The sequence below is a fragment of the Pelomonas sp. SE-A7 genome, assembly GCF_030345705.1.
Taxonomy (GTDB): domain Bacteria; phylum Pseudomonadota; class Gammaproteobacteria; order Burkholderiales; family Burkholderiaceae_C; genus JAUASW01.
Genome location: NZ_JAUASW010000001.1, coordinates 195,021 through 214,994, shown reverse-complemented (window position 1 = coordinate 214,994; position 19,974 = coordinate 195,021). Strand labels below are relative to the sequence as shown.

At 67.8% G+C, this 19,974-nt stretch carries 18 protein-coding genes; 2 read left to right on the top strand and 16 right to left on the bottom strand.

Annotated elements, in window-relative coordinates; translation table 11 throughout:
- The first annotated feature begins 65 nt into the window (after window positions 1-65).
- Window positions 66-2,501 carry a penicillin acylase family protein gene (locus QT382_RS01005; RefSeq protein WP_289252185.1) on the top strand — a complete coding sequence of 812 codons (2,436 nt, stop codon included), beginning with the start codon at window positions 66-68 and terminating at the stop codon, window positions 2,499-2,501.
- Here the strand turns inward: QT382_RS01005 and QT382_RS01000 are convergent.
- From QT382_RS01000 to QT382_RS00925, 16 genes are all read right to left on the bottom strand, one after another.
- The gene (locus QT382_RS01000; protein ID WP_289252184.1) at window positions 2,467-4,179 is read right to left on the bottom strand and encodes a DUF418 domain-containing protein; all 1,713 of its coding nucleotides are present in this window, start codon (window positions 4,177-4,179) and stop codon (window positions 2,467-2,469) included. The genes QT382_RS01005 and QT382_RS01000 overlap by 35 nt on opposite strands.
- Window positions 4,180-4,447: 268 nt before the next feature.
- Complete coding sequence (locus QT382_RS00995; RefSeq protein ID WP_289252183.1) at window positions 4,448-5,311, bottom strand: Rossmann-like and DUF2520 domain-containing protein; 864 nt, start codon at window positions 5,309-5,311, stop codon at window positions 4,448-4,450.
- Window positions 5,312-5,316: 5 nt separating this feature from the next.
- The gene (locus QT382_RS00990; protein ID WP_289252182.1) at window positions 5,317-6,513 is read right to left on the bottom strand and encodes an acyl-CoA dehydrogenase; all 1,197 of its coding nucleotides are present in this window, start codon (window positions 6,511-6,513) and stop codon (window positions 5,317-5,319) included.
- A 32-nt stretch (window positions 6,514-6,545) separates the two neighbouring features.
- The gene (locus tag QT382_RS00985) at window positions 6,546-6,956 is read right to left on the bottom strand and encodes a RidA family protein (protein WP_289252181.1); all 411 of its coding nucleotides are present in this window, start codon (window positions 6,954-6,956) and stop codon (window positions 6,546-6,548) included.
- A complete protein-coding gene (locus tag QT382_RS00980; protein WP_289252180.1) occupies window positions 6,953-7,375 on the bottom strand; it encodes an acyl-CoA thioesterase in 423 nt (140 codons plus the stop codon). The genes QT382_RS00985 and QT382_RS00980 overlap by 4 nt, the downstream gene beginning before the upstream one ends.
- A 4-nt stretch (window positions 7,376-7,379) precedes the next feature.
- Window positions 7,380-8,087 carry an ABC transporter ATP-binding protein gene (locus QT382_RS00975; protein WP_502929804.1) on the bottom strand — a complete coding sequence of 236 codons (708 nt, stop codon included), beginning with the start codon at window positions 8,085-8,087 and terminating at the stop codon, window positions 7,380-7,382.
- On the bottom strand, window positions 8,084-8,833 hold the full coding sequence (locus QT382_RS00970; protein WP_289252179.1) for an ABC transporter ATP-binding protein: 750 nt from the start codon (window positions 8,831-8,833) through the stop codon (window positions 8,084-8,086). The genes QT382_RS00975 and QT382_RS00970 overlap by 4 nt, the downstream gene beginning before the upstream one ends.
- Window positions 8,826-9,785, bottom strand: coding sequence for a branched-chain amino acid ABC transporter permease (locus QT382_RS00965; protein WP_502929803.1), 960 nt, complete (start codon window positions 9,783-9,785; stop codon window positions 8,826-8,828). Before QT382_RS00965 ends, QT382_RS00970 begins: the two co-directional genes overlap by 8 nt.
- Window positions 9,786-10,709, bottom strand: coding sequence for a branched-chain amino acid ABC transporter permease (locus tag QT382_RS00960; protein WP_289252178.1), 924 nt, complete (start codon window positions 10,707-10,709; stop codon window positions 9,786-9,788). It abuts the gene before it with no gap.
- A gap of 23 nt (window positions 10,710-10,732) precedes the next feature.
- A complete protein-coding gene (locus QT382_RS00955) occupies window positions 10,733-11,908 on the bottom strand; it encodes an ABC transporter substrate-binding protein (RefSeq protein WP_289252177.1) in 1,176 nt (391 codons plus the stop codon).
- 18 nt (window positions 11,909-11,926) lie between these two features.
- A complete protein-coding gene (locus QT382_RS00950; protein ID WP_289252176.1) occupies window positions 11,927-13,540 on the bottom strand; it encodes an AMP-binding protein in 1,614 nt (537 codons plus the stop codon).
- Between the two features lie 11 nt (window positions 13,541-13,551).
- Window positions 13,552-14,706: an acyl-CoA dehydrogenase family protein gene (locus tag QT382_RS00945; RefSeq protein WP_289252175.1), complete on the bottom strand. Its 1,155-nt coding sequence runs from the start codon at window positions 14,704-14,706 to the stop codon at window positions 13,552-13,554.
- 2 nt (window positions 14,707-14,708) lie between these two features.
- Complete coding sequence (locus QT382_RS00940; protein WP_289252174.1) at window positions 14,709-15,557, bottom strand: enoyl-CoA hydratase family protein; 849 nt, start codon at window positions 15,555-15,557, stop codon at window positions 14,709-14,711.
- On the bottom strand, window positions 15,554-16,063 hold the full coding sequence (locus QT382_RS00935) for a MarR family winged helix-turn-helix transcriptional regulator (RefSeq protein WP_502929802.1): 510 nt from the start codon (window positions 16,061-16,063) through the stop codon (window positions 15,554-15,556). The genes QT382_RS00940 and QT382_RS00935 overlap by 4 nt, the downstream gene beginning before the upstream one ends.
- Window positions 16,060-16,809, bottom strand: a complete 750-nt coding sequence (locus QT382_RS00930; protein ID WP_289252173.1) for an SDR family NAD(P)-dependent oxidoreductase — start codon at window positions 16,807-16,809, stop codon at window positions 16,060-16,062. The genes QT382_RS00935 and QT382_RS00930 overlap by 4 nt, the downstream gene beginning before the upstream one ends.
- Complete coding sequence (locus QT382_RS00925; RefSeq protein ID WP_289252172.1) at window positions 16,806-19,151, bottom strand: bifunctional salicylyl-CoA 5-hydroxylase/oxidoreductase; 2,346 nt, start codon at window positions 19,149-19,151, stop codon at window positions 16,806-16,808. Before QT382_RS00925 ends, QT382_RS00930 begins: the two co-directional genes overlap by 4 nt.
- A gap of 198 nt (window positions 19,152-19,349) precedes the next feature.
- On the opposite strand from QT382_RS00925, the gene kynB reads away from it, so the two are divergent.
- Window positions 19,350-19,973, top strand: a complete 624-nt coding sequence (kynB, locus tag QT382_RS00920) for an arylformamidase (RefSeq protein WP_289252171.1) — start codon at window positions 19,350-19,352, stop codon at window positions 19,971-19,973.
- Window position 19,974: the final 1 nt, after the last annotated feature.

Below are 19,974 nucleotides of genomic sequence, written 5' to 3'. Positions count from 1 at the left end.
CGCATCTGAACACACGACGGACGGCATGGCGGCAAATCGACACGCCTCGACTATGCTCGCCGCCCATGGCCCGTAGACACCCTCGCCCCCCGCTGACCCTGCTGGCCGCGCTGGCCCTGCAGGCCTCGCTGCCGGCTCAGGCCGAAAGCCTCAAGCTACCGGGCCTATCGGCACCGGCCGAGATCCTGGTCGACCGCTGGGGCGTGCCTCACCTCTATGCGCAGAGCAACGATGACCTGTTCTTCCTGCAGGGCTACAACGCGGCGCGCGACCGGCTGTTCCAGATCGACCTGTGGCGGCGTCGCGGCCTCGGCCGCCTGGCCTCGATCTTCGGCCCCAACTTCGTCGAGCAGGACCGCGCCTCGCGCCTGATGCTGTACCGCGGCGACATGGCGGCCGAATGGAAGCGCTACGGTCCCTCGGCCCAGCGCATCAGCGAACGCTTCGTGGCCGGCATCAATGCCTTCATCGACCAGGCCTCGCGTGAGCCCGATCTGCTGCCCTTCGAATTCCGCTACTTCGGCTATGCGCCGGAGAAATGGCAGGCCGAGGACGTGGTGCGCATCCGCAGCCATGGCCTGACCCGCAACCTCAGCTCCGAGCTTTCGCGCGCCGTCATGGCCTGCCGGGGCTCGCTGGCCCATGACGAGGTGCGCAACAAGCTGTCGCCCGCCTGGGAAACCAAGCTGCCCGAGGGCCTGGACCCCTGCATCCCGCCCGAGGTCTACCGCAGCTATGCGCTGGCCACCCAGGGCGTGCAGGTCGCCGGCCGCGAAGACCGACGCGGCGCCTGGGACGGCGCCGACGAAGCCTCGCTGCAGCTGGCCGCCGCGCCATTGCGGCCGCCCGAGGGCAGCAATGCCTGGGTGCTGGCGCCGTCCAAGACCGCCACCGGCCGGCCCATGCTGGCCAGCGACCCGCACCGTGCCCTGGCCAGCCCCTCTCTGCGCTACATCGTCCACCTGAATGCGCCGGGCCTGTCGGTCATTGGTGCCGGCGAGCCGGCCCTGCCGGGCGTCTCCATCGGCCACAACGGCACGATCGCCTTCGGCCTGACCATCTTCGCCACCGACCAGGAAGACCTGTTCGTCTACGAGACCCGGCCCGGCAAGCCCGATGAATACCGCTACCGCGATGGCTGGGAGAAAGTGCGGCGCGTCAGCGAGAGCGTGCCGGTGCGCGGCGGCAGCCCGGAGAAGGTGGAGCTGGTCTTCACCCGCCATGGCCCGGTGCTGCATGCCGACCCGGCCCGCAACCGCCTCTATGCGCTGAGGACCGCCTGGACCGAGCCCGGCACGGCGCCCTACTTCGGCAGCATCGACTACATGCGGGCCCGCAATTTCGAGGAGTTCCGCAAGGCCATGGCCAACTGGGGTACGCCCAGCGAAAACCAGCTCTATGCCGACACGGCCGGCAACATCGGCTGGGTCAGCGGCGGCCTGGCGCCGATCCGCAAGAACTGGGACGGCCTGCTGCCGGTTCCCGGCGACGGCCGCTACGAATGGGGCGGCTTCTGGAGCGGCGAGCAGTTGCCCTGGTCGTACAACCCCAAGCAGGGCTGGATCGCCTCCAGCAACGAGCAGAACCTGCCGACCGGCTATCCCTACCAGGAGCGCAAGCTGGGTTTCGAATGGGCCGCCAACGCGCGCTGGCAGCGCGTGGCCGAGCAGCTCAAGGCCAAGCCCCGGCTGGACATGGAAGACATGAAGGCGCTGCAGAACGACCTGCTGTCGATCACAGCACGGCGCGCGCTGGCCGTGCTGCGCGAAGTCAAGCTGGAGTCGGGCACGGCCAAGACGGCCGCGGCCCTGTTGCTGGCCTGGGATGCCCGCGTCAGCGGCAGCTCGCCGGCCGCGGCGCTGTACGAGGTCTGGTGGTCGCGCCACCTGGGCGCCGTGGTCAAGGACGCGGTGCTACCGGCCGCCACCGCCCGACTGCTCAGCTCGGCCGACACCGAGTTCGTCATCGACGCACTGGAGCAGCCGGCCAAGCCGCTGGGCGGCACGGCCAAGCGGGACGAGCTGCTGGACCGCAGCCTGGCCAAGGCCTGGGAAGAGATGGTGCGCGTGGCCGGCAGCGATGCCGCCAGCTGGCGCTGGGAAAGGCTGCACCAGGTGATGCTCCCGCATCCGCTGGGGCGTGCCGCCGAGCCGGCCGTGCAGGCCCGGCTGAGCGTCGGCCCCTTCCCAAAGCAGGGCGGCAACGACACGGTCAACATCTCAAGCTATGACCCGTCCAGCCTGCGCCAACTGGGCGGCGCCTCGTTCCGCATGCTGATCGACGTGGGCAGCTGGGACGAGTCGCTGGCGGTCAACACGCCGGGGCAGTCCGGCAACCCGGCCAGCCCGCATTACCGCGACCTGGCACCGCTGTGGTTGAAGGGGGAGTACTTCCCCCTTCTCTACACGCGGGCCCGGGTCGAGGCGGCGACCGGGCAGCGCATCGAGCTGCTGCCCGCCGCCGCCGTCAAGCCGCCGCCGAAACCGGCTGCGTCGCGCTAGCGATGCGCAGCTTGGGCAGCTCGCGGTAGGTGAAGCCGCGCCACAGCCATTCCATGGGGCCGTAGCGGAATTTGCTCAGCCACCAGTGGCTGAACGCGATCTGGCCGGCATAGACCGCGACCACGAACAGCATCTGGACACTGCGCGGCATGCCCCAGTGGCCGAGGCCGTAGCCGTAGAAGTACAGCGTGCAGATCAGCGACTGCATCAGGTAGTTGGTCAGCGCCATGCGGCCGGCCGGCGCCAGCCAGCGCACGAAGCCGAAGCTCTTGCTGTGCAGGGCCACCACCATCAGGCCCACATAGCCCAGGCAGGCCGGCAGGTTGCCCAGCGTCCTCAGGCCATGGGCGATGCCCCAGCCGTCGTACTGGTTGCCCGGCGTGTGCGAGACCGTGATGAAGCAGGTGGCCAGGCCCAGGCCTATGCCGACCGGCAGGCCCCACAAGGCCATCTTGCGGAACAGCGGCAGGTGGCGCTCGGTGTTGTCCATCACGCCGGAGCGAACGAACCAGGCGCCCATCAGGAACATGCCGACCAGCAGCACGGCGAAGCCGGCGTCGCCGGCCGCCTTCTCCGGGAACTGGGCGGCGCGGCGTTCCATCACCTCGTAATAGCTGCCGGTGGTGAAGAGCTTGGTTTCCTTGACGCGGTTCTCGGCGCCTTCCTTCAGGCGCTTTTCCTTGTCCTTCTTGGCCTGGGCGGCCTTCTCGGCCTTGGTCAGGGGCTTGGGCTTGTCGGCGGCCGAGGCGGCCTTGGCCATCGAGGCCGCGGCCTGGACCGGCGAGGCCGAAGGTGCCACCAGAGCCACGGCCGAAGCCGGTGCCTCAGCGGTCACGGCCGGCCTGGCTTCGCTGCCGGCAGGGGCGACCGTGGGATCGGGCGAGAAATGCTGGACCAGTGAGCCGGCCGTCATGCTCAGGCCGGCGAACACATAGATGCTGGCGGCCATGCGCAGGCTGCGCTTCTCGGCCGGCTCGTAGTACTTCCAGGACAGCCAGCCGGTGATCAGGAGCATCGGACCGAAGACCGACAGCGGCAGGCGGGCCTCCATCGGCCCGTCAGGCAGGGCCCAGAACACGCCGGCGGCGATGCTCATCAAGAGGCCGATCAGCATCAGCAGGAAGCTGAACAGCGGAATGCCTTTGACCTTCTTGGGCGAGCGCATGTAGACGCCCAGCAGTCCGGTCAAAATCAGGCCGACCATGACGGCGAACATCGCATTGGCCACAAAGCCGAGGCCCAGGGCCACGAGGATGCCAATGAAGATGGGCCAGGGCCGGCCGTACAGCACGATCATCAGGCCCAGCGCACCGACGGCGTAGCTGAACAGGATGTCGCCCTCCCAAAGGAAGATGTAGTGCAGGGCCCCGAACACGCCCAGGGCCAGCACGCGGCGCAGATAGACCTTCTTGAACTCGCGGCCGGCCTTCTCGGCGCGCACCAGCATCACCGCGAAGCCCATGCCGAACAGCAGGGAGAAGATGGTCCAGAACTTGCCGGCCACGAAGTAATTGACGAACCAGTTGGCCAGCCACTCGATGCCGGTGGCGTCACGCGGAATGCCGTCGTTGAACGCGGAGAACGGTCGGTTGAACCATTCGATGTTCATCAGGAAGATGCCCAGCAGCGCGAAGCCGCGCACCACATCGAGGGCCTCGATGCGCTGTCCTTCGGCCACGGGGGCGAAGGACGCTGGGGGGGATGATGCCGTCGATGCGGCCTCTTCGGGTCCTGCTGCAGCTTGCGCTGAATTCATGGGAACGCTCCTCGGTAGAGTCGAAGCTGGGGTCGGCTTTGTTTGCGTGACAGGGTTTTGCCCCGTCCGCGGTGCCGGTGCCGCGCATCCTCGCAGTCCGGGCGACGAATGGAAGCCCCTATGCGACAAAACGACAATAGGCCGGCCTGACCGGCTCAGCGAGCGATGTTTCCCTGATACAAGCGCCGGCTCAAGACGCCAGCAGCAGGCGCAGCCGCTCCAGCTGGGTCGGACTCAGCCGGCCGGACTGCGCCGCCAGCTCCAGCTGCCGGCGCGAGAACTCCCGGTACAAGCGCCCATGCTCACCGCCCAGCGCATCCAGGGCCCGCAGGTGCTCGGCCACAACGCCGGCATCGCCGCGCGAGATCGGCCCGGCCTGGGCCCCTGCCAGGCCACGGCGCTCGGCCGCTTCCAGCGTGGAGCGAGCCAGCGGCAGCAGGGCCTTCAGGGTTTGCTCGGGGGTCAGGCCCAGGGTCTCGCCCCAGATCTGGCGGGACTCGTCCAGCATGGACAGCAGAAAGCTGGCGGCATAGCTGGCAGCGCCGTGATACGCGGCGCGCTGCCCGGGCTTCAGGTCCAGCGGCTGCAGGCTCAGGCGCAAGGCCAGGTCCTTCAGCCTTTGACGCAGCTCCGCGCTACTGGCCTCGATACCGACGCTGCAACCCGGCAGACGCTGCAGGGCCAGCTCGGGGTCTGAAAAGATCTGCAGCGGATGAAAGCCGCCGACGGCCGCACCGGCCGCCCTCGCCGCTTCAAGCGCGCTCAGGTCGGTAGCGCCGCTGCAATGCACGACGGCCTGGTCGGCCCGCCAGGCAAGCGCCTCGCACTGCGAGCGGATCGCGTCGTCGGGCACGCACAGGAACACGAGAGAAGCGCGCGCCGCAGCGTCCTGTGCCGGCAGCGCACGGCAGGCAGTCAAGCGCGACGCCAGCGCCTCGGCCTGCTCCGGCCTTCGGCTGCCCAGCGCAGAAACAGACTGGCCCGCGGCGTCGAAGGCGCGGGCCAGGGTCTGGCCGAGGCGGCCACAGCCGATGATGGCGATGCCGCCATCCATGGCCGTCAGAACGCGGCGATGCCCGTCTGGGCGCGGCCCAGGATCAGCGCATGGATGTCATGCGTGCCCTCGTAGGTGTTGACCACTTCGAGATTGACCAGGTGGCGGGCGATGCCGAACTCGTCGCTGATGCCGTTGCCGCCCAGCATGTCGCGCGCGGTGCGGGCAATCTCCAGGCTCTTGCCGCAGCTGTTGCGCTTCATGATGGAAGTGATCTCGACCGCGGCCGTGCCCTCGTCCTTCATGCGGCCCAGGCGCAAGCAGCCTTGCAGGCCCAGGGTGATCTCGGTCTGCATGTCGGCCAGCTTCTTCTGCACCAGCTGGTTGGCGGCCAGCGGCTTGCCGAACTGCTTGCGGTCCAGCGTGTACTGGCGGGCGGTATGCCAGCAGTCCTCGGCCGCGCCGAGCGCGCCCCAGGCGATGCCATAGCGGGCGCTGTTCAAACAGGTGAACGGGCCCTTCAGGCCGCGCACCTCGGGGAAGGCGTTCTCCTCCGGGCAGAACACCTCGTCCATGACGATCTCGCCGGTGATCGAGGCGCGCAGTCCGACCTTGCCGTGGATGGCCGGGGCGGAGAGGCCCTTCCAGCCCTTCTCCAGCACGAAGCCGCGTATTTGTCCATTTCCTGCGCCTTCGTCCTCCTTGGCCCAGACCACGAAGACATCGGCCACCGGGCTGTTGGTGATCCACATCTTGGAACCGGTCAGCGAGTAGCCGCCGGCCACCTTCCTGGCGCGCGTGACCATGGAGCCGGGGTCCGAGCCATGGTTGGGTTCGGTCAGGCCGAAGCAGCCTATCCATTCGCCGGTGGCCAGCTTGGGCAGGTATTTCTGCTTGGTCGCTTCGTTGCCGAATTCGAAGATGGGCACCATCACCAGCGAGCTCTGCACGCTCATCATCGAGCGGTAGCCCGAATCGATGCGCTCGACCTCCCGGGCCACCAGGCCGTAGCTGACGTAGTTGAGGCCGGGGCCGCCGTACTCGGCCGGGATGGTCGGACCCAGCAGGCCCAGCGAACCCATCTCGCGGAAGATCTCCAGGTCGGTGCGCTCATGGCGGAAGGCTTCGAGCACGCGCGGCGCCAGCCTCTCCTGGCAGTACGCCGCCGCAGCGTCGCGCACCATGCGCTCGTCTTCAGTCAGCTGCTCGTTCAACAGCAGCGGATCGTCCCAGTGGAAACTGGCCTTGGTCTTGGTGCTCATGTCTTGTCTCTATTGATGCGGGATGGCGGCCATTATTGCGGGATCACCGCGGTGACCTCGATCTCGACCTTGGCGCGGTCCTCGATCAGGCCCGCCACCTGCACAGCCGTCATGGCAATGCCGTATTCGCGGCCAAGCACCTCGCGGTAGACCTGGCCGACCTCGCGGCCGCGGGCGACGTACTCCCGCTTGTCGAGCAGATACCAGGTCATGCGCGTGATGTGCTCAGGATTCGCACCGGCCTCGGCCAGCAGGGCCTTGATGTTCAGCAGGGCCAGGCGGACCTGGGCGACGAAATCGTCGCTCTCGAACTGGCACTGGCCGTTCCAACCGATCTGGCCGGCCACGAAGACCTGGCGGCCGGTAGCGGCCACGGCATTGGCATAGCCGCGCGGCGCGACCCAGCTCGCGGGCTGAAGAATCTGCTTGCTTGTGGTGGTCATTCGTTCACTCCTTGCGCCCGTTCCAGCGCGGCGCGCAGGTCGGCGGGAAATTCTTGTGCCTGGTGCGTCTCCAGCGAGGTGCAGACCAGCACCTGGTCGAAGCCGACGCGCAGGCCGTCATCACTGCTGAACTCGACACGCAGCGTCAGCGAGGTGCGGCCGAGACGCTGAATGGCGATGCGCTGGACCAGCTCATCGCCCATGCGGCTGATGCGCTTGAACTCGGTGTTCAAGCTGACCGTCGGCAGCCCGACGCGGCGAGGCCCCAGCAGCTCGGCGTAGGCAATGCCCAGGCCCTGGCTGATCCAGTCTTCGATCACGGCATTGAGCATCTCGAAATAGCGCGGATAGAAGACGATGCCGGCCGGATCGCAGTGGCCGAAGCGGACTGGCTCGCGTCGTTCGTAGACGAAGTTCATCTCTTCAGACTCCGAGGTAGCGCTGCCATAGGCCATGGTCGGCATCGAGCTGCTCGCTGGAGCCTGACCAGGCGACCCGGCCGCGCTCCAGGATGGTGTGTCTATCGGCCAGCTGGATCAGGCGCTGCACGTATTTGTCGACCACCAGAATGGTCTGGCCCGAGTCGCGCAGCTGGCGCAGGCAGCGCCAGATCTCCTCGCGTATCAGCGGGGCCAGGCCCTCGGTCGCCTCATCCAGGATCAGGAGCCGCGGATTGGTCATCAGCGCGCGGCCTATGGCCAGCATCTGCTGCTCGCCGCCCGAGAGCTCGTTGCCCATGTTCTGCTGCCGCTCCTTCAGCCGCGGGAACAGGGCATAGACCCGCTCCAGCGTCCAGGGCTCGGAAGCCTCATGGCGATTGGCCGCAAATGCCAGCAGCTGCTCGCGCACCGTCAGATTGGGAAAGATCTGGCGGCCCTCGGGCACCACGGCCAGACCGGCGCGGGCGACGCGGTCGGCACTCCAGCCGGTGATGTCCTGGCCCGCCAGGCGGATGCGGCCGCCCCCCGGCGCCAGCCAGCCGACCAGGCAGCGCAAGAGCGTGCTCTTGCCCATTCCGTTGCGGCCGAGCAGCGTGGCGACCTGGCCCGCCTCGATGGACAGGTCCAGGCCGAACAGCACCTGGCTGTCGCCATAGCCGGCTTGCAGGCCCTGGATTTCGAGCAAGCTCATGCGTGGACCTCGTCGCCCAGGTAGGCCGCCTTGACCTCGGGATGATTGCGGATCTCGTCCGGCGAGCCCGTGGCGATCACGCGGCCGGCCACCAGGGTGGAGATGCGGTCGGCCAGACGGAACACCGCGTCCATGTCGTGTTCCACCAGCAGCACGGTGAAGCGGCCCTTGAGCGCCAGCAGCAGCTCGACCATCTGCTCGCCCTCCTCCGGCCCCATGCCGGCCATGGGCTCGTCAAGCAGCAGCAGGCGGGGCTTCGTTGCCAAGGCCAGCGCCAGTTCCAATTGACGCTGCTCGCCATGGGCCAACACGCCGGCCATCGCGCCAGCTTGCGGAGCCAGGCCTACCCGAATCAGCAAGGCCTCGGCCTCCTCGCGCAGGCCGGCATCGCGCTCGGCCACGCCGAACCAGCGGGCACCGCGGCGCGCTTGCAGCGCGAGGCGCAGGTTGTCGAGCACCGTCAGGCGCTTGAAGATGCTGGTGATCTGGTAGGAGCGGGTCAGGCCGGCCTTGACATGGGCGGCCATGTCGGCGCGGGTCAGGTCTTGCCCGGCAAAGCGCACCGAGCCGGCGTCGGGCATCAGCGCGCCCGAGAGCTGGTGGATCAGCGTGGTCTTGCCCGCGCCGTTGGGGCCTATCAAGGCATGCAGCTCGCCTTCGTTCACCTCGAACGAGGCCTGGTCGGTGGCGACCAGGGCGCCGAAGCGCTTGACCAGGCCCTGGACCTGCAGGAGCGGCTCAGCCATTCGAACTCCTGCGGGCCCAGAGACCGGCCACACCGCGCGGCGCGAACAGCACGACGGCCAGCAGCAGCAGGCCCAGGCCCATCTGCCAGTGGATGGTGTAGCTGGACAGCAGCTCCTCCAGCAGCAGCAGCACGGCCGCGCCCAGGGCCCCGCCCCACAGCGCGCCGGCGCCGCCGATGATGACCATCACCATCAGCTGGCCCGACTGCGACCAGTGCAAAAGCTGCGGCGTGACCAGTCCGCCCAGATTGGCCAGCAGTGCGCCCGCCAGGCCGGCGATGGCGCCGGCCAGCACGAAGGCCTGCCACTGCACGGCACGCACCGGCGCGCCCAGGGCGTTCATGCGGGTCTCGTTCTCGCGCTGGCCCTGCAGCAGCCAGCCGAAGGGACTGTTGAGCAGGCGCTTCAAGCCGGCCAGCACCAGGGCCGCGATCAGCAGCGCTGTCCAGTACAGCTGGGCGTCGTCCTTGAGGTCCAGGCCGAAGCCGAGCTGCGAACGCTGGGCCAGCGGCAGGCCGTCGTCGCCGCCATAGGCCTTCAGCGAGACCATCAGGTAATAAAACATCTGGGCAAAGGCCAGCGTGATCATGATGAAGTAGACGCCGCGGGTGCGCAGGCTGATCCAGCCGATCAAGGCCGCGGCAAGACCTGCCACCAGGCACGCCGCCGGCCAGGCCACATAGGCCGAGACCACGCCGGCATCGGCCAGGATGCCGACCGTGTAGGCCCCGAGCCCCACATAGGCCGCATGGCCGAAGCTGACCAGGCCGCCGAAGCCCAGGATCAGATTGAGGCTGGAGGCGGCGATGGCGAACACCAGGATGCGCGTCGCCACCACGGTGTAGAACTCCAGGCCCATCGCCTGCAGCGCAGGCGGCAAGGCGGCGAGCAGAGCCAGCAGAACCCAGCTCCAGCGACCCAGGCCGCGGTGATGAAGAGACAAGGCCGTCACTCAACCACTCCTGGCGGGGAAGAGTCCCTGAGGCTTCCAGAACAGCACGGCCGCCATCAGCAGATAGATCAGCATCGAGGCGAGCGCCGGCCCGACGTTGGAAGCCACCTCCGGCGTCGCCAATTGGCGCAGCAGCATGGGCAGCAAGGTGCGGCTGGCGGTATCGACCAGGCCGACCAGCAGCGAACCCACCAGGGCGCCGCGTATCGAGCCAATGCCGCCGATGACGATGACGACGAAGGCCAGGATCAGGATGCTCTCGCCCATGCCGACCTGCACCGCCAGCAGCGGCCCCAGCAGCGAGCCGGCCAGCGCGCACAGCGCGGCGCCAAGTCCGAACACCAGCGTGAACAGCCTCCGCGTATCGACGCCCAGGGCCATCGCCATGGGCCGGTTCGAGGCGCCGGCCCTCACCCACATGCCAATGCGGGTCCGCGTCACGCCCAGCCACAGGCCCAGCGCCACGGCCAGGCCGACGCCGATGATCAGCAGTCGATAGCTGGGATACAGCAGGCCGGGCAGCAGCTCGACCGGACCGGACAGCGCCGCCGGCGTGTTCAGCATCAGCGGCTGTTCGCCCCAGACCATGCGCACGCCCTCGTTCAGGATCAGGATCAGCGCGAAGGTGGCCAGCACTTGCGACAGGTGGTCGCGCTGGTAGAGCCGCCGCAGCAGGCTCCACTCAAGCAGCATGCCCAGCAGGGCCGTGCCCAGCATCGCGGCCACGACCGCGGCCACGAAACCACCACCGGCCGCGAGCACGGCAGCGGCCAGATAGGCGCCGACCATGTAGAGCGATCCATGGGCCAGGTTGATCATGTCCATGATGCCGAACACCAGGGTCAGCCCGGCGGCCAGCAGGAACAGCATCAGGCCGAACTGCAGGCCGTTGAGCAGCTGCTCGGTGACGAGGATCCAGTCCAAGCCTCAGCCCCGCATCTTCTTCATCACTTCATCTTGCAGCTGGCCGCATAGGCATCCGCATGCTGGCTGAAGATCTTGTACAGCGTCCGGTTGGTCACCTGGTTGGCCGTGTTCTTGGTGATCACGCGCAGGTAGTAGTCCTGGATCGGGTACTGGTTGTTGTTGAAGCGGAAGTCGCCGCGCACCGAGTCGAACCGTGCCGCCTTCAGCGCCTTCAGCAGGGCCGCCTTGTCCTCGACCTTGCCCTTGACGTCCTTGACCGCGCCGTCCATCAGCCGCGCCGCGTCATAGCCCTGGCTGGCATACAGCGAAGGCAGGCGGCCGTACTCGGCCTTGAAGTCGGCGACGAATTTTCGGTTGGCCGTGTTGTCCATGTCATGGGCCCAATGCGAGCTGTTGAACATGCCCAGCATCGGGTCGCCCACGGCGCGTATCACGTCCTCGTCGGCCGAGAAGCCCGGGCCGAACAGCGTGATGTCCTTGGACAGGCCGGCGCCGACGAACTGCTTGATGAAGCTGATGCCCATGCCGCCCGGCAGAAAGATGTACATGGCATCGGGCTTGGCGGCACGCGCCTGGGCCAGCTCGGCCGCATAGTCCAGCTGGCCGAGCTTGGTGTAGATCTCGTCGGCGATGACCGCGTTCGGGCCCTTGTAGAAGCGCTTGAAGCCGGTGATCGCGTCCTTGCCGGCTGGGTAGTTGGGCGCCAGCACCACGAGCTTCTTGAAGCCCTTCTCCAGCACCGTCTTGCCCACGGCCTCGTGCAGGTTGTCGTTCTGCCAGGCCACGTTGAAGAAGTACGGGTTGCACTGCTCGCCGGCGTACTGCGAGGGGCCGGCGTTGGCGCTGATGTAGGGCACCTTGGCGTCGAACACCGTCGGACCCACGGCCAGCATCACGTTGGAGAACACGATGCCGGTCATCAGGTCGACCTTGTCGCGCTTGAGCAGTCGTTCGGCGGTCTGCTTGGCCACCTCGGGGTTCTGCTGGTCGTCGGCCGTGACCAGCTCGATGGGCACGCCGCCCAGCTTGCCGCCGCTGTGCTTGAGGCCCAGCAGGAAGCCGTCGCGGATGTCCACGCCGAGGCCGGCACCGGCGCCGGACAGCGTGGTCAGCAGGCCGACCTTGACCTTGTCGGCGGCCATCAAGGGCGTGGCGGCCAGCAGCGCCAGGGCGGCGCAGAGAATCGTCTTCCTCATCGTTCTCTTCTCCATGTCTCAGGGGGTTTGGCGCAGACGGAAGCGTTGCAGCTTGCCGGTCTCGGTGCGCGGCAGGGTGGCGCGGAACTCTATCGCACGAGGGTATTTGTACGGGGCGATGTTCGCCTTGACGAAGGCCTGCAGCTCCTTGACCAGATCAGGCCCGGCCTCATGGCCGGCACGCAGCACCACGAAGGCCTTGACGATCTGGCCGCGCTCCTCGTCGGCCTCGCCGATCACGCCGCATTCGGCCACGGCCGGATGGGCCAGCAGCGCGCTCTCGACCTCGGGTCCGGCGATGTTGTAGCCGCCCGAGATGATCATGTCGTCGGTGCGGGCCTGGTAGATGAAGTAGCCGTCCTCGTCCACCAGGTAGGAATCGCCGGTCAGGTTCCAGCCGTTCAGCACATAGTTGCGCTGGCGGTCGTCGGCCAGGTAGCGGCAGCCGGTCGGGCCCTTGACCGCCAGGCGGCCCACCTGGCAACGCGGCAAGACCTGGCCCTCATCGTCCAGCACACAGGCCTGGTAGCCCGGCACCGGCAGGCCGGTGGCGCCGGCCCGGGCCGTCTCCTCGGTGTGCGAGATGAAGATGTGCAAGAGCTCGGTCGCGCCTATGCCGTCGATCATCTCGAGGCCGGTCACGTCCTTCCACAGCTGGCGCGTGGCCGCCGGCAGGGCCTCGCCGGCGCTGACGCATTTGCGCAGGCTGCTGAGGTCATGCTGACCGACCAGCGGCGCCATGGCCCGATACGAAGTCGGCGCGGTGAAGCAGACCGTGGCCCGGTACTGCGCGATGGCAGGCAGCAGCAGATCTGGCGCCGCCTTCTCCAGCAGCACGGTGGAGGCGCCCACGCTCATCGGAAACAGCACGAGACCGCCCAGGCCAAAGGTAAAAGCCAGCGGCGGGCTGCCGATGAAGACGTCGTCGGCCGTGGCGCGCAGGCAATGTGGCGGCCAGCAGCGGCAGATCGCGATCACGTCGCGATGGAAATGCATGGTGCCCTTGGGCTGGCCGGTCGTGCCCGAGGTGAAGGCGATGATGCAGCAGTCGTCGGCCGCGGTGTCCACGTTGGCGAACACCGGGCTCTTGGCTCGAGCCCGGGCTTCGAGACCGTCGGCCGCCTCGCTCATGTAGTTGCAGACGGTCTTCAGCGTGGGGCACTGGACCTGGGCCAGCGACAGCTCCTCGGCCAGCCGCGCATCGCATAGTGCATGGCTGACCTCGGCCTTCTGTATCACCTGGCCCAGCTCCTTGGCGCGCAGCAGGGGCATGGTGGCCACGGCAATGGCGCCGACCTTCATCACCGCGAACCAGCAGGCTGCCAGCATGGGCGAGTTGGCGCCGCGCAACAGCACGCGATTGCCGGGCTTTACGCCCAGGTCTTCGACCAGGACATGAGCGATGCGATTGGCCTCGGCCTGCAGCTCCGCATAGCTCCAGCGCACGCCGGCGCCCTGGATGCAGAGCCGGCCGCCCTGCCCTTGCTCGACCCAGCGGTCCAGCAGCTCGTGGCTGCAGTTCAGCTGCGGCGGGAACTGCAGCTCGGGCAGCTCGAACACCAGCTCCGGCCATTGATCGCGCGGTGGCAGGTGGTCGCGCGCAAAGCTGTCTACATGTGCGGTGGTGGCCATGGTTCTCACGCTCAGCTTTTCAGGAGGTCTTTGCCGATGATCAGTTGCTGGACTTCGCTCGCGCCCTCGTAGATGCGCAGCGCCCGGATTTCTCGGTACAGCGATTCGACGACCTCGCCGCTGCGCACGCCGCGCCCACCGTGAAGCTGCACGGCAGCATCGATCACGCGCTGGGCGCCTTCGGTGGCCATCAGCTTGGCGATAGCGGCCTCGCGGGTCACGGTCTGGCCCTGGTCGCGCTGCCAGGCGGCGCGGTAGACCAGCAGGGCCGAGCTGTCGACGGTGCAGACCATGTCGGCCAGCTTGGCCTGGGTCAGCGGCAGGTCGGCCAGGCTGGCCCCGAACATGGGTCGGGTCCTGGCCTGGTGCAGGCCTTCCTGCAAGGCGCGGCGGGCAAAGCCCAGCGAGGCGGCGGCCACCGAAGTGCGGAACACGTCCAGCGTGCGCATCGCCACCTTAAAGCCTTCGCCGGGCGCGCCGACCATGGCTGACTTCGGCACGCAGCAATTCTTGAAGCGCAGCCGCGCCAGCGGATGCGGGGCGATCACCTCGATGCGCTCGGCGATCTCGAAGCCCGGCGTGTCGGCATCGACGATGAAGGCCGAGATGCCTCGGGCCCCGGGCGCTTCACCGGTGCGTGCGAACACCACGTAGAAGTCAGCGATGCCGCCGTTGGAGATCCAGGTCTTCTCGCCGTTCAGCAGATAGCCCTCGCCGTCGGCCACCGCCGCGCACTGCATCGCGGCGACATCGGAACCGGCCTCGGGTTCAGACAAGGCAAAAGCTGCCAGCGCCTCACCGCGAGCCACTCGCGGCAAGTAGCGCTGGCGCTGTTCGGCCGTGCCGGCCAGCGAGATCGCGCCCGAGCCCAGGCCCTGCATGGCAAAGGCGAAATCGGCCAGGCCGTCATGGCGCGCCAGGGTCTCGCGCAAGAGGCAGATGGCGCGGGTGTCTATCACCTCGGCCGCACCGCCCAGGGCCGTGCCGGCGATGGCGTGCTTCAGCCAGCCACCCTGGCCCAGCTGCTTGACCAGGCCCTTGCAGGCCTCATCGACATTGGAATGATCGACATGGCCCAGATGCTCGGCGCACCAGGCCTCCAACTGCTCGGCCAGGCCGCGATGCGCCGCATCGAAGAACGGCCATTCAAGATGCTTGAGGTGCACGTTCAGTCTCCCTTGAACTCGGGCTTTAGCTTGGCCACGAAAGCGTGGTACGCCCGGTGAAAGTCCTGGGTCATCATGCAGATCGCTTGCGCCTGGGCCTCGGATTCGATGGCCTCGTCCACGCCCATGGCCCATTCCTGGTGCAGCATCTTCTTGGTCATCGCATGGCCGAAGCTGGGGCCTGCGGCAATCTGCTCGGCCCAGGCCAGCGACTCTTCAAGCAACTGCTCCGGCGCGGGCATGCGGTTCAGGAAGCCCCAGCTGAAGGCCTCTTCGCCGCCCAGCGAGCGGCCCGAATACAGCAGATCGGACGCACGGCCCTGGCCCACGATGCGCGGCAGCAGGCTGCAGGCGCCCATGTCGCAGCCGGCCAGGCCGACGCGGGTGAACAGGAAGGCGGTCTTGCTGCGGGCCGTGCCAACACGCAGGTCGGAGGCCATGGCGATGATGGCGCCGGCGCCGGCGCAGATGCCGTCAATCGACGAGATCACCGGCTGCGGGCAGGCCCGCATGGCCTTGACCAGGTCGCCGGTCATGCGCGTGAACGCCAGCAGGTCGGGCATGCTCATCTGGGTCAGCGGGCCGATGATCTCGTGCACGTCGCCACCGGAGCAGAAGTTGCCGCCGGCACCCTGGACCACGATGACCTTGACCTCGTCCACATAGCTCAGCGTGCGGAACAGATCGCGCAGCTCGGCATAGGACTCGAAAGTCAGCGGGTTCTTGCGCTCGGGCCGGTTCAGCGTGATCAGGCCCACGCTGCCGCGCTGCTCCCACAGAAAGTGCTCGGGCTGCCAGCCCTGCAGGCTGCGGTGGTTGCCGCTGGCCAGATGTTGGTTGCTGCTGCTCATGCGTTGCTCTTCCTCTCGTCCTGTTCCAGCTGCGCCAGATGGCTCTTGAGCCCGGCCAGCAGCGTGTAGATCTCGCTCTTCTGCTCGGCGTTCCAGCCGCCCAGCAGCTCGACCACCCATTGCTCATGGGTGGCCGCCCATTTCCTGAACTGGCGCCTGCCGGTCGCGGTCAGCTTGACCGTGAACGAGCGGCGGTCGGTGGCATGCGGCTCGCGCACGACCTGACCCTCGGCCTCCAGCTGGTCCACCACGCCGGTCACATTGCCGCCGGTGACCATCAGCCGTCGCGACAGCTCGCGCATCGTCATGCCTTCGGGATGACGCTCCAGTTGGGCCAGCAGGTCGAAGCGCGGCAAGGTGGTGGCGAAGTCCTGGCGCAGGCGCTGGCGGATCTGATCCTCGATGCGCGTGGTGCAGGCCAGGAGGCGCAGCCAGAGCCGGAGCGCCTGGTGGTCCTGGTCGCTGACGCGCGATTCCAGGTCGGGGCTGTGGTCCTGGGTGATCACATGGTCTCCCCGCCGCTGACCGCAATCGCCTGGCCGGTGATGGAGCCGCTCTCGCGACGCGCCAGCCACAGCACGGCGGCGGCCACCTCCTCGGGCTGTATCAACCGGCCCTGCGGATTGCTCGCTGCCAGTTCGGCGCGGGCCTCAGCCGCCGAGCGGCCGGTCTTGGCCTGGATGGTGGCGATGGCGTTTTCGACAATCTCGGTCTCGGTGTAGCCGGGGCAGACCGCGTTGACCGTGAGATCGCCCTTCTTCGCCAGCTCCAGCGCCAGCGAACGGGTCAGGCCCAGCACGCCATGCTTGGCCGCGCTGTAGGCCGCCACATAGGCATAGCCCCTGAGCGCGGCCGTGCTGGCCACGTTGATGATGCGGCCGAAGCCCTGCTCCAGCATGCCGGGCAGCGCCTCGCGGCAGCAAAGGAAGGTGCCGGTCAGGTTGACCTGCAAGAGCCGCTGCCAGGTCTCCAGCGAGGTCCTGGCCAGCGGCGCGGTCTCGACCTGGCCGGCGTTGTTGACCAGGATGTCCACGCCACCGGCCGCGGCGAACGCCGCCTTGACGCTGGCTTCGTCGGCGACGTCGCAGACCTGGATCGCCACCTCGCCCATCAGCAGGGCCTGCTGCTTCTCCAGCCGCTCCAGGCTGCGGCCCATCAGCGTGACCCGCACACCTTCCGCCAGCAGCGAAGTGGCAATGGCGGCGCCAATGCCGCTGCCGCCGCCGGTGACGATGGCTCGTTTGCCTTTCATACACCCAGCGCCTTGTTGGCCTGCTCGGCCGCCGCCACATTGCCGGCGCGCTGGCGTTCGAACTCGCGCTCCAGCTGCGACTTGCCGGACAGGTATGGCTTCGGCCAATCCAGGCCCACCGGGCCGCGATAGCCTATGCGCGCGGCCTCGGTCAGGGTCCAGGCCGGATTGGCCAGATGCGGACGTGCGACCGCACAGAGGTCGGCGCGGCCCGAGGCAATGATGGAGTTCACATGGTCGGCCTCGGAGATCGCGCCGACCGCGATGGTGGCTATGCCCACGCGGTTGCGGATGCTCTCGGAGAAAGGCGTCTGCCACATGCGGCCGTAGACCGGCTTCTGCGCCTTGGTGACCTGGCCCGAGGACACATCGATCAGGTCGGCGCCGGCCTCTTTGAAGGCCGCGGCGATCTGCACTGCGTCTTCCGGCGTGATGCCGCCCTCGGCCCAGTCATGGGCTGAGATACGCACCGACAGCGGCTTGTCCTCAGGCCAGACGGCGCGCATGGCCTTGAAGACTTCGACCGGGTAGCGCAGCCGGCTTTCCAGCGAGCCTCCGTAGTCGTCCGTGCGCCGGTTGGTCAGCGGCGAGATGAAGCTGGACAGCAGATAGCCATGGGCGCAGTGCAGCTCCAGCCAGTCGAAGCCAGCGGCCGCGGCGCGGCGGGTGGCGGCGACGAAATCCTCGCGGACCCGGTCCATGTCGGCCCGGTCCATGGGCTTGGCCGTCTGGCTGACGCCCTCTATGTATTGCTGGCTGGAAGCAGCCAGCAAGGGCCAGTTGCCTGCAGCCAGCGGCTGGTCTTCGCCAGCGCCCTCCCAGGGCACGCAGGTCGAGCCCTTGGGGCCGGCATGGCCCAGCTGCATCGCAATCTTGGCGCTGCTGCTGGCGTGCACATGCTCGACGATGCGCCGCCAGGCTTCGCCCTGCTCGTCGGTCCACAGCCCCGGGCAGCCGGGCGTGATGCGGGCGTCGGACGAGGTGCAGGTCATCTCGGCGAACACCAGGCCGGCGCCACCCAGGGCACGGGCACCGAGGTGAACCAGGTGGTAGTCACCGACCAAGCCGTCCGCGCAGCTGTACTGCGCCATGGGCGAAACCACGACGCGGTTCTTGAGCTCGACGCCGCGCAGCTTGAAGGGCGTGAACATGGGCGGCACCTGGGCCGCCACGCCGGACCGGCCGGCCAGCCAGCTTTCGAACTCGCCCACATAGCGCGGGTCGCGCAGCCGCAGGTTCTCGTGCGAGATCCGCTGCGAGCGGGTCAGCAGCGAATAGGCGAACTGCTCGGGGTCCAGCCGCGCATGGCGCTCCACGTTCTCGAACCATTCGGTCGAGTTGCGCGCCGCGTTCTGGATGCGCAGCACCTCGATCGTGCGGCTGGCCTGGTAGGCCTCCAGTGCTGCGCCGAGCTCGTTGCCGCTGGCGGCGATGTCATGCGCCAGTGCGATCGAATCCTCCAGCGCCAGCTTGGTGCCCGAGCCAATCGAGAAATGCGCCGTGTGGGCCGCATCGCCCATCAGCACCACCGGCACGCCATCCTCGGCACGGCGGTGGACCCAGGTCTTGCAGACCACGCGCGGAAAGCGAATCCACTGCGCCGAGCCGCGCAGATGGCTGGCATTGGAGATCAGCTTTTCGCCGCCCAGCACCTGCTCGAACAGCTTCTCGCAGAAGGCGATGCCCTCTTCCTTGCTCATGTCCTCCAGGCCGGCGGCGCGCCAGACTTCCTCGGGCGTCTCGACGATGAAGGTCGAGGTCTGGTCGTCGAACTTGTAGGCATGGGCCTGGAACCAGCCCCATTCGGTCTTCTGGAAGTCGAAGCTGAAGGCGTCGAACAGCTTGTTCGTGCCCAGCCAGACGAAGCGGCATTGGCGCAGGTCCACGTCGGGCAGGTAGCTGGCGGCGTACTTCTGGCGGATGCGGCTGTTCAGGCCGTCGGCCGCAATGATCAGGTCGGCCTCGATCCCGGCGTCGTCCTGCACATCCTGCTCGTAGCGGATTTCCACGCCCAGCTCGACGCAGCGGCGCTGCAGGATGTCCAGCAGCTTCTTGCGGCCAATACCGCAGAAGCCGTGGCCGCCGGAAACGATGCGGCGGCCCTCGATGTGGACCGCGATGTCGTCCCAGTGGTTGAAGGCGTCGAGGATCTCGTCGGCGGTCTGCGGATCGGCCTCGCGCAGCGCGGCCAGGGTCTGGTCCGAGAACACCACGCCCCAGCCGAAGGTGTCGCCGGCGCGGTTGCGCTCCAGCACCACCACCTGGTGTGCCGGGTCCTGCTTCTTCATCAGCAGGGCGAAATAGAGGCCGGCCGGGCCGCCGCCAATACAGCAGATGCGCATGGGTCGATGCTCGCCGCTCAGGGGTTCAGGAATGCGACGAACTTTAGGCATCGATAGTTGAAGTGTCAAATACATGCAAACCCGGCCACCATGACCAGGGGCGGCTTGACAGCCCGTTGGAATTAACCGACACCACGACCAGCCCGGCCGCGCTAAGGTCCGCCCCGAATTTTTCCTGCCCTTGCCTGCCCGCCCACCATGCCTCGCCTCTGGGACATCTCACCGCTGGTCTCGCCCGACGCACCGATCTTTCCGGGTGACGAGCCCTATTCGCTGCGCTGGACCGCACGGCTTTCGCCGGACTGCCCGGTCAACCTGAGCGCGATCACCATGTCGCCCCATGTGGGCGCCCATGCCGACGCGCCGCTGCACTACGGCGACGGCCAGCCGAGCACGGCCGAGGTGGCGCTCGATGCCTACCTGGGCCCCTGCCGCGTGATCCATGCGATCCACTGCGGACCGTTGATACGCATCGAGCATCTGCAGCATGCAGCGGCCAATCTGCCGCCCCGCGTGCTGGTGCGCTGCTGCGAGAAGGCCGACGAGCGCTGGAACCCCGACTTCACGGCCTATGCGCCCGAGACCGTCGAATGGCTGGCCTCGCAAGGTGTGCGCCTCATCGGCCTGGACACGCCCTCGGTGGACCCCGCCTCAAGCAAGAGCCTGGACAGCCACCAGCAGCTCCTGCGCCTGGACCTGCGGGTGCTGGAGAACCTGGTGCTGGACGAAGTGCCCGAGGGCGACTACGAACTGATTGCCCTGCCGCTGAAGCTGGCCGGCGCCTGCGCCTCGCCGGTGCGGGCCATCCTGAGAGAACTCTGAA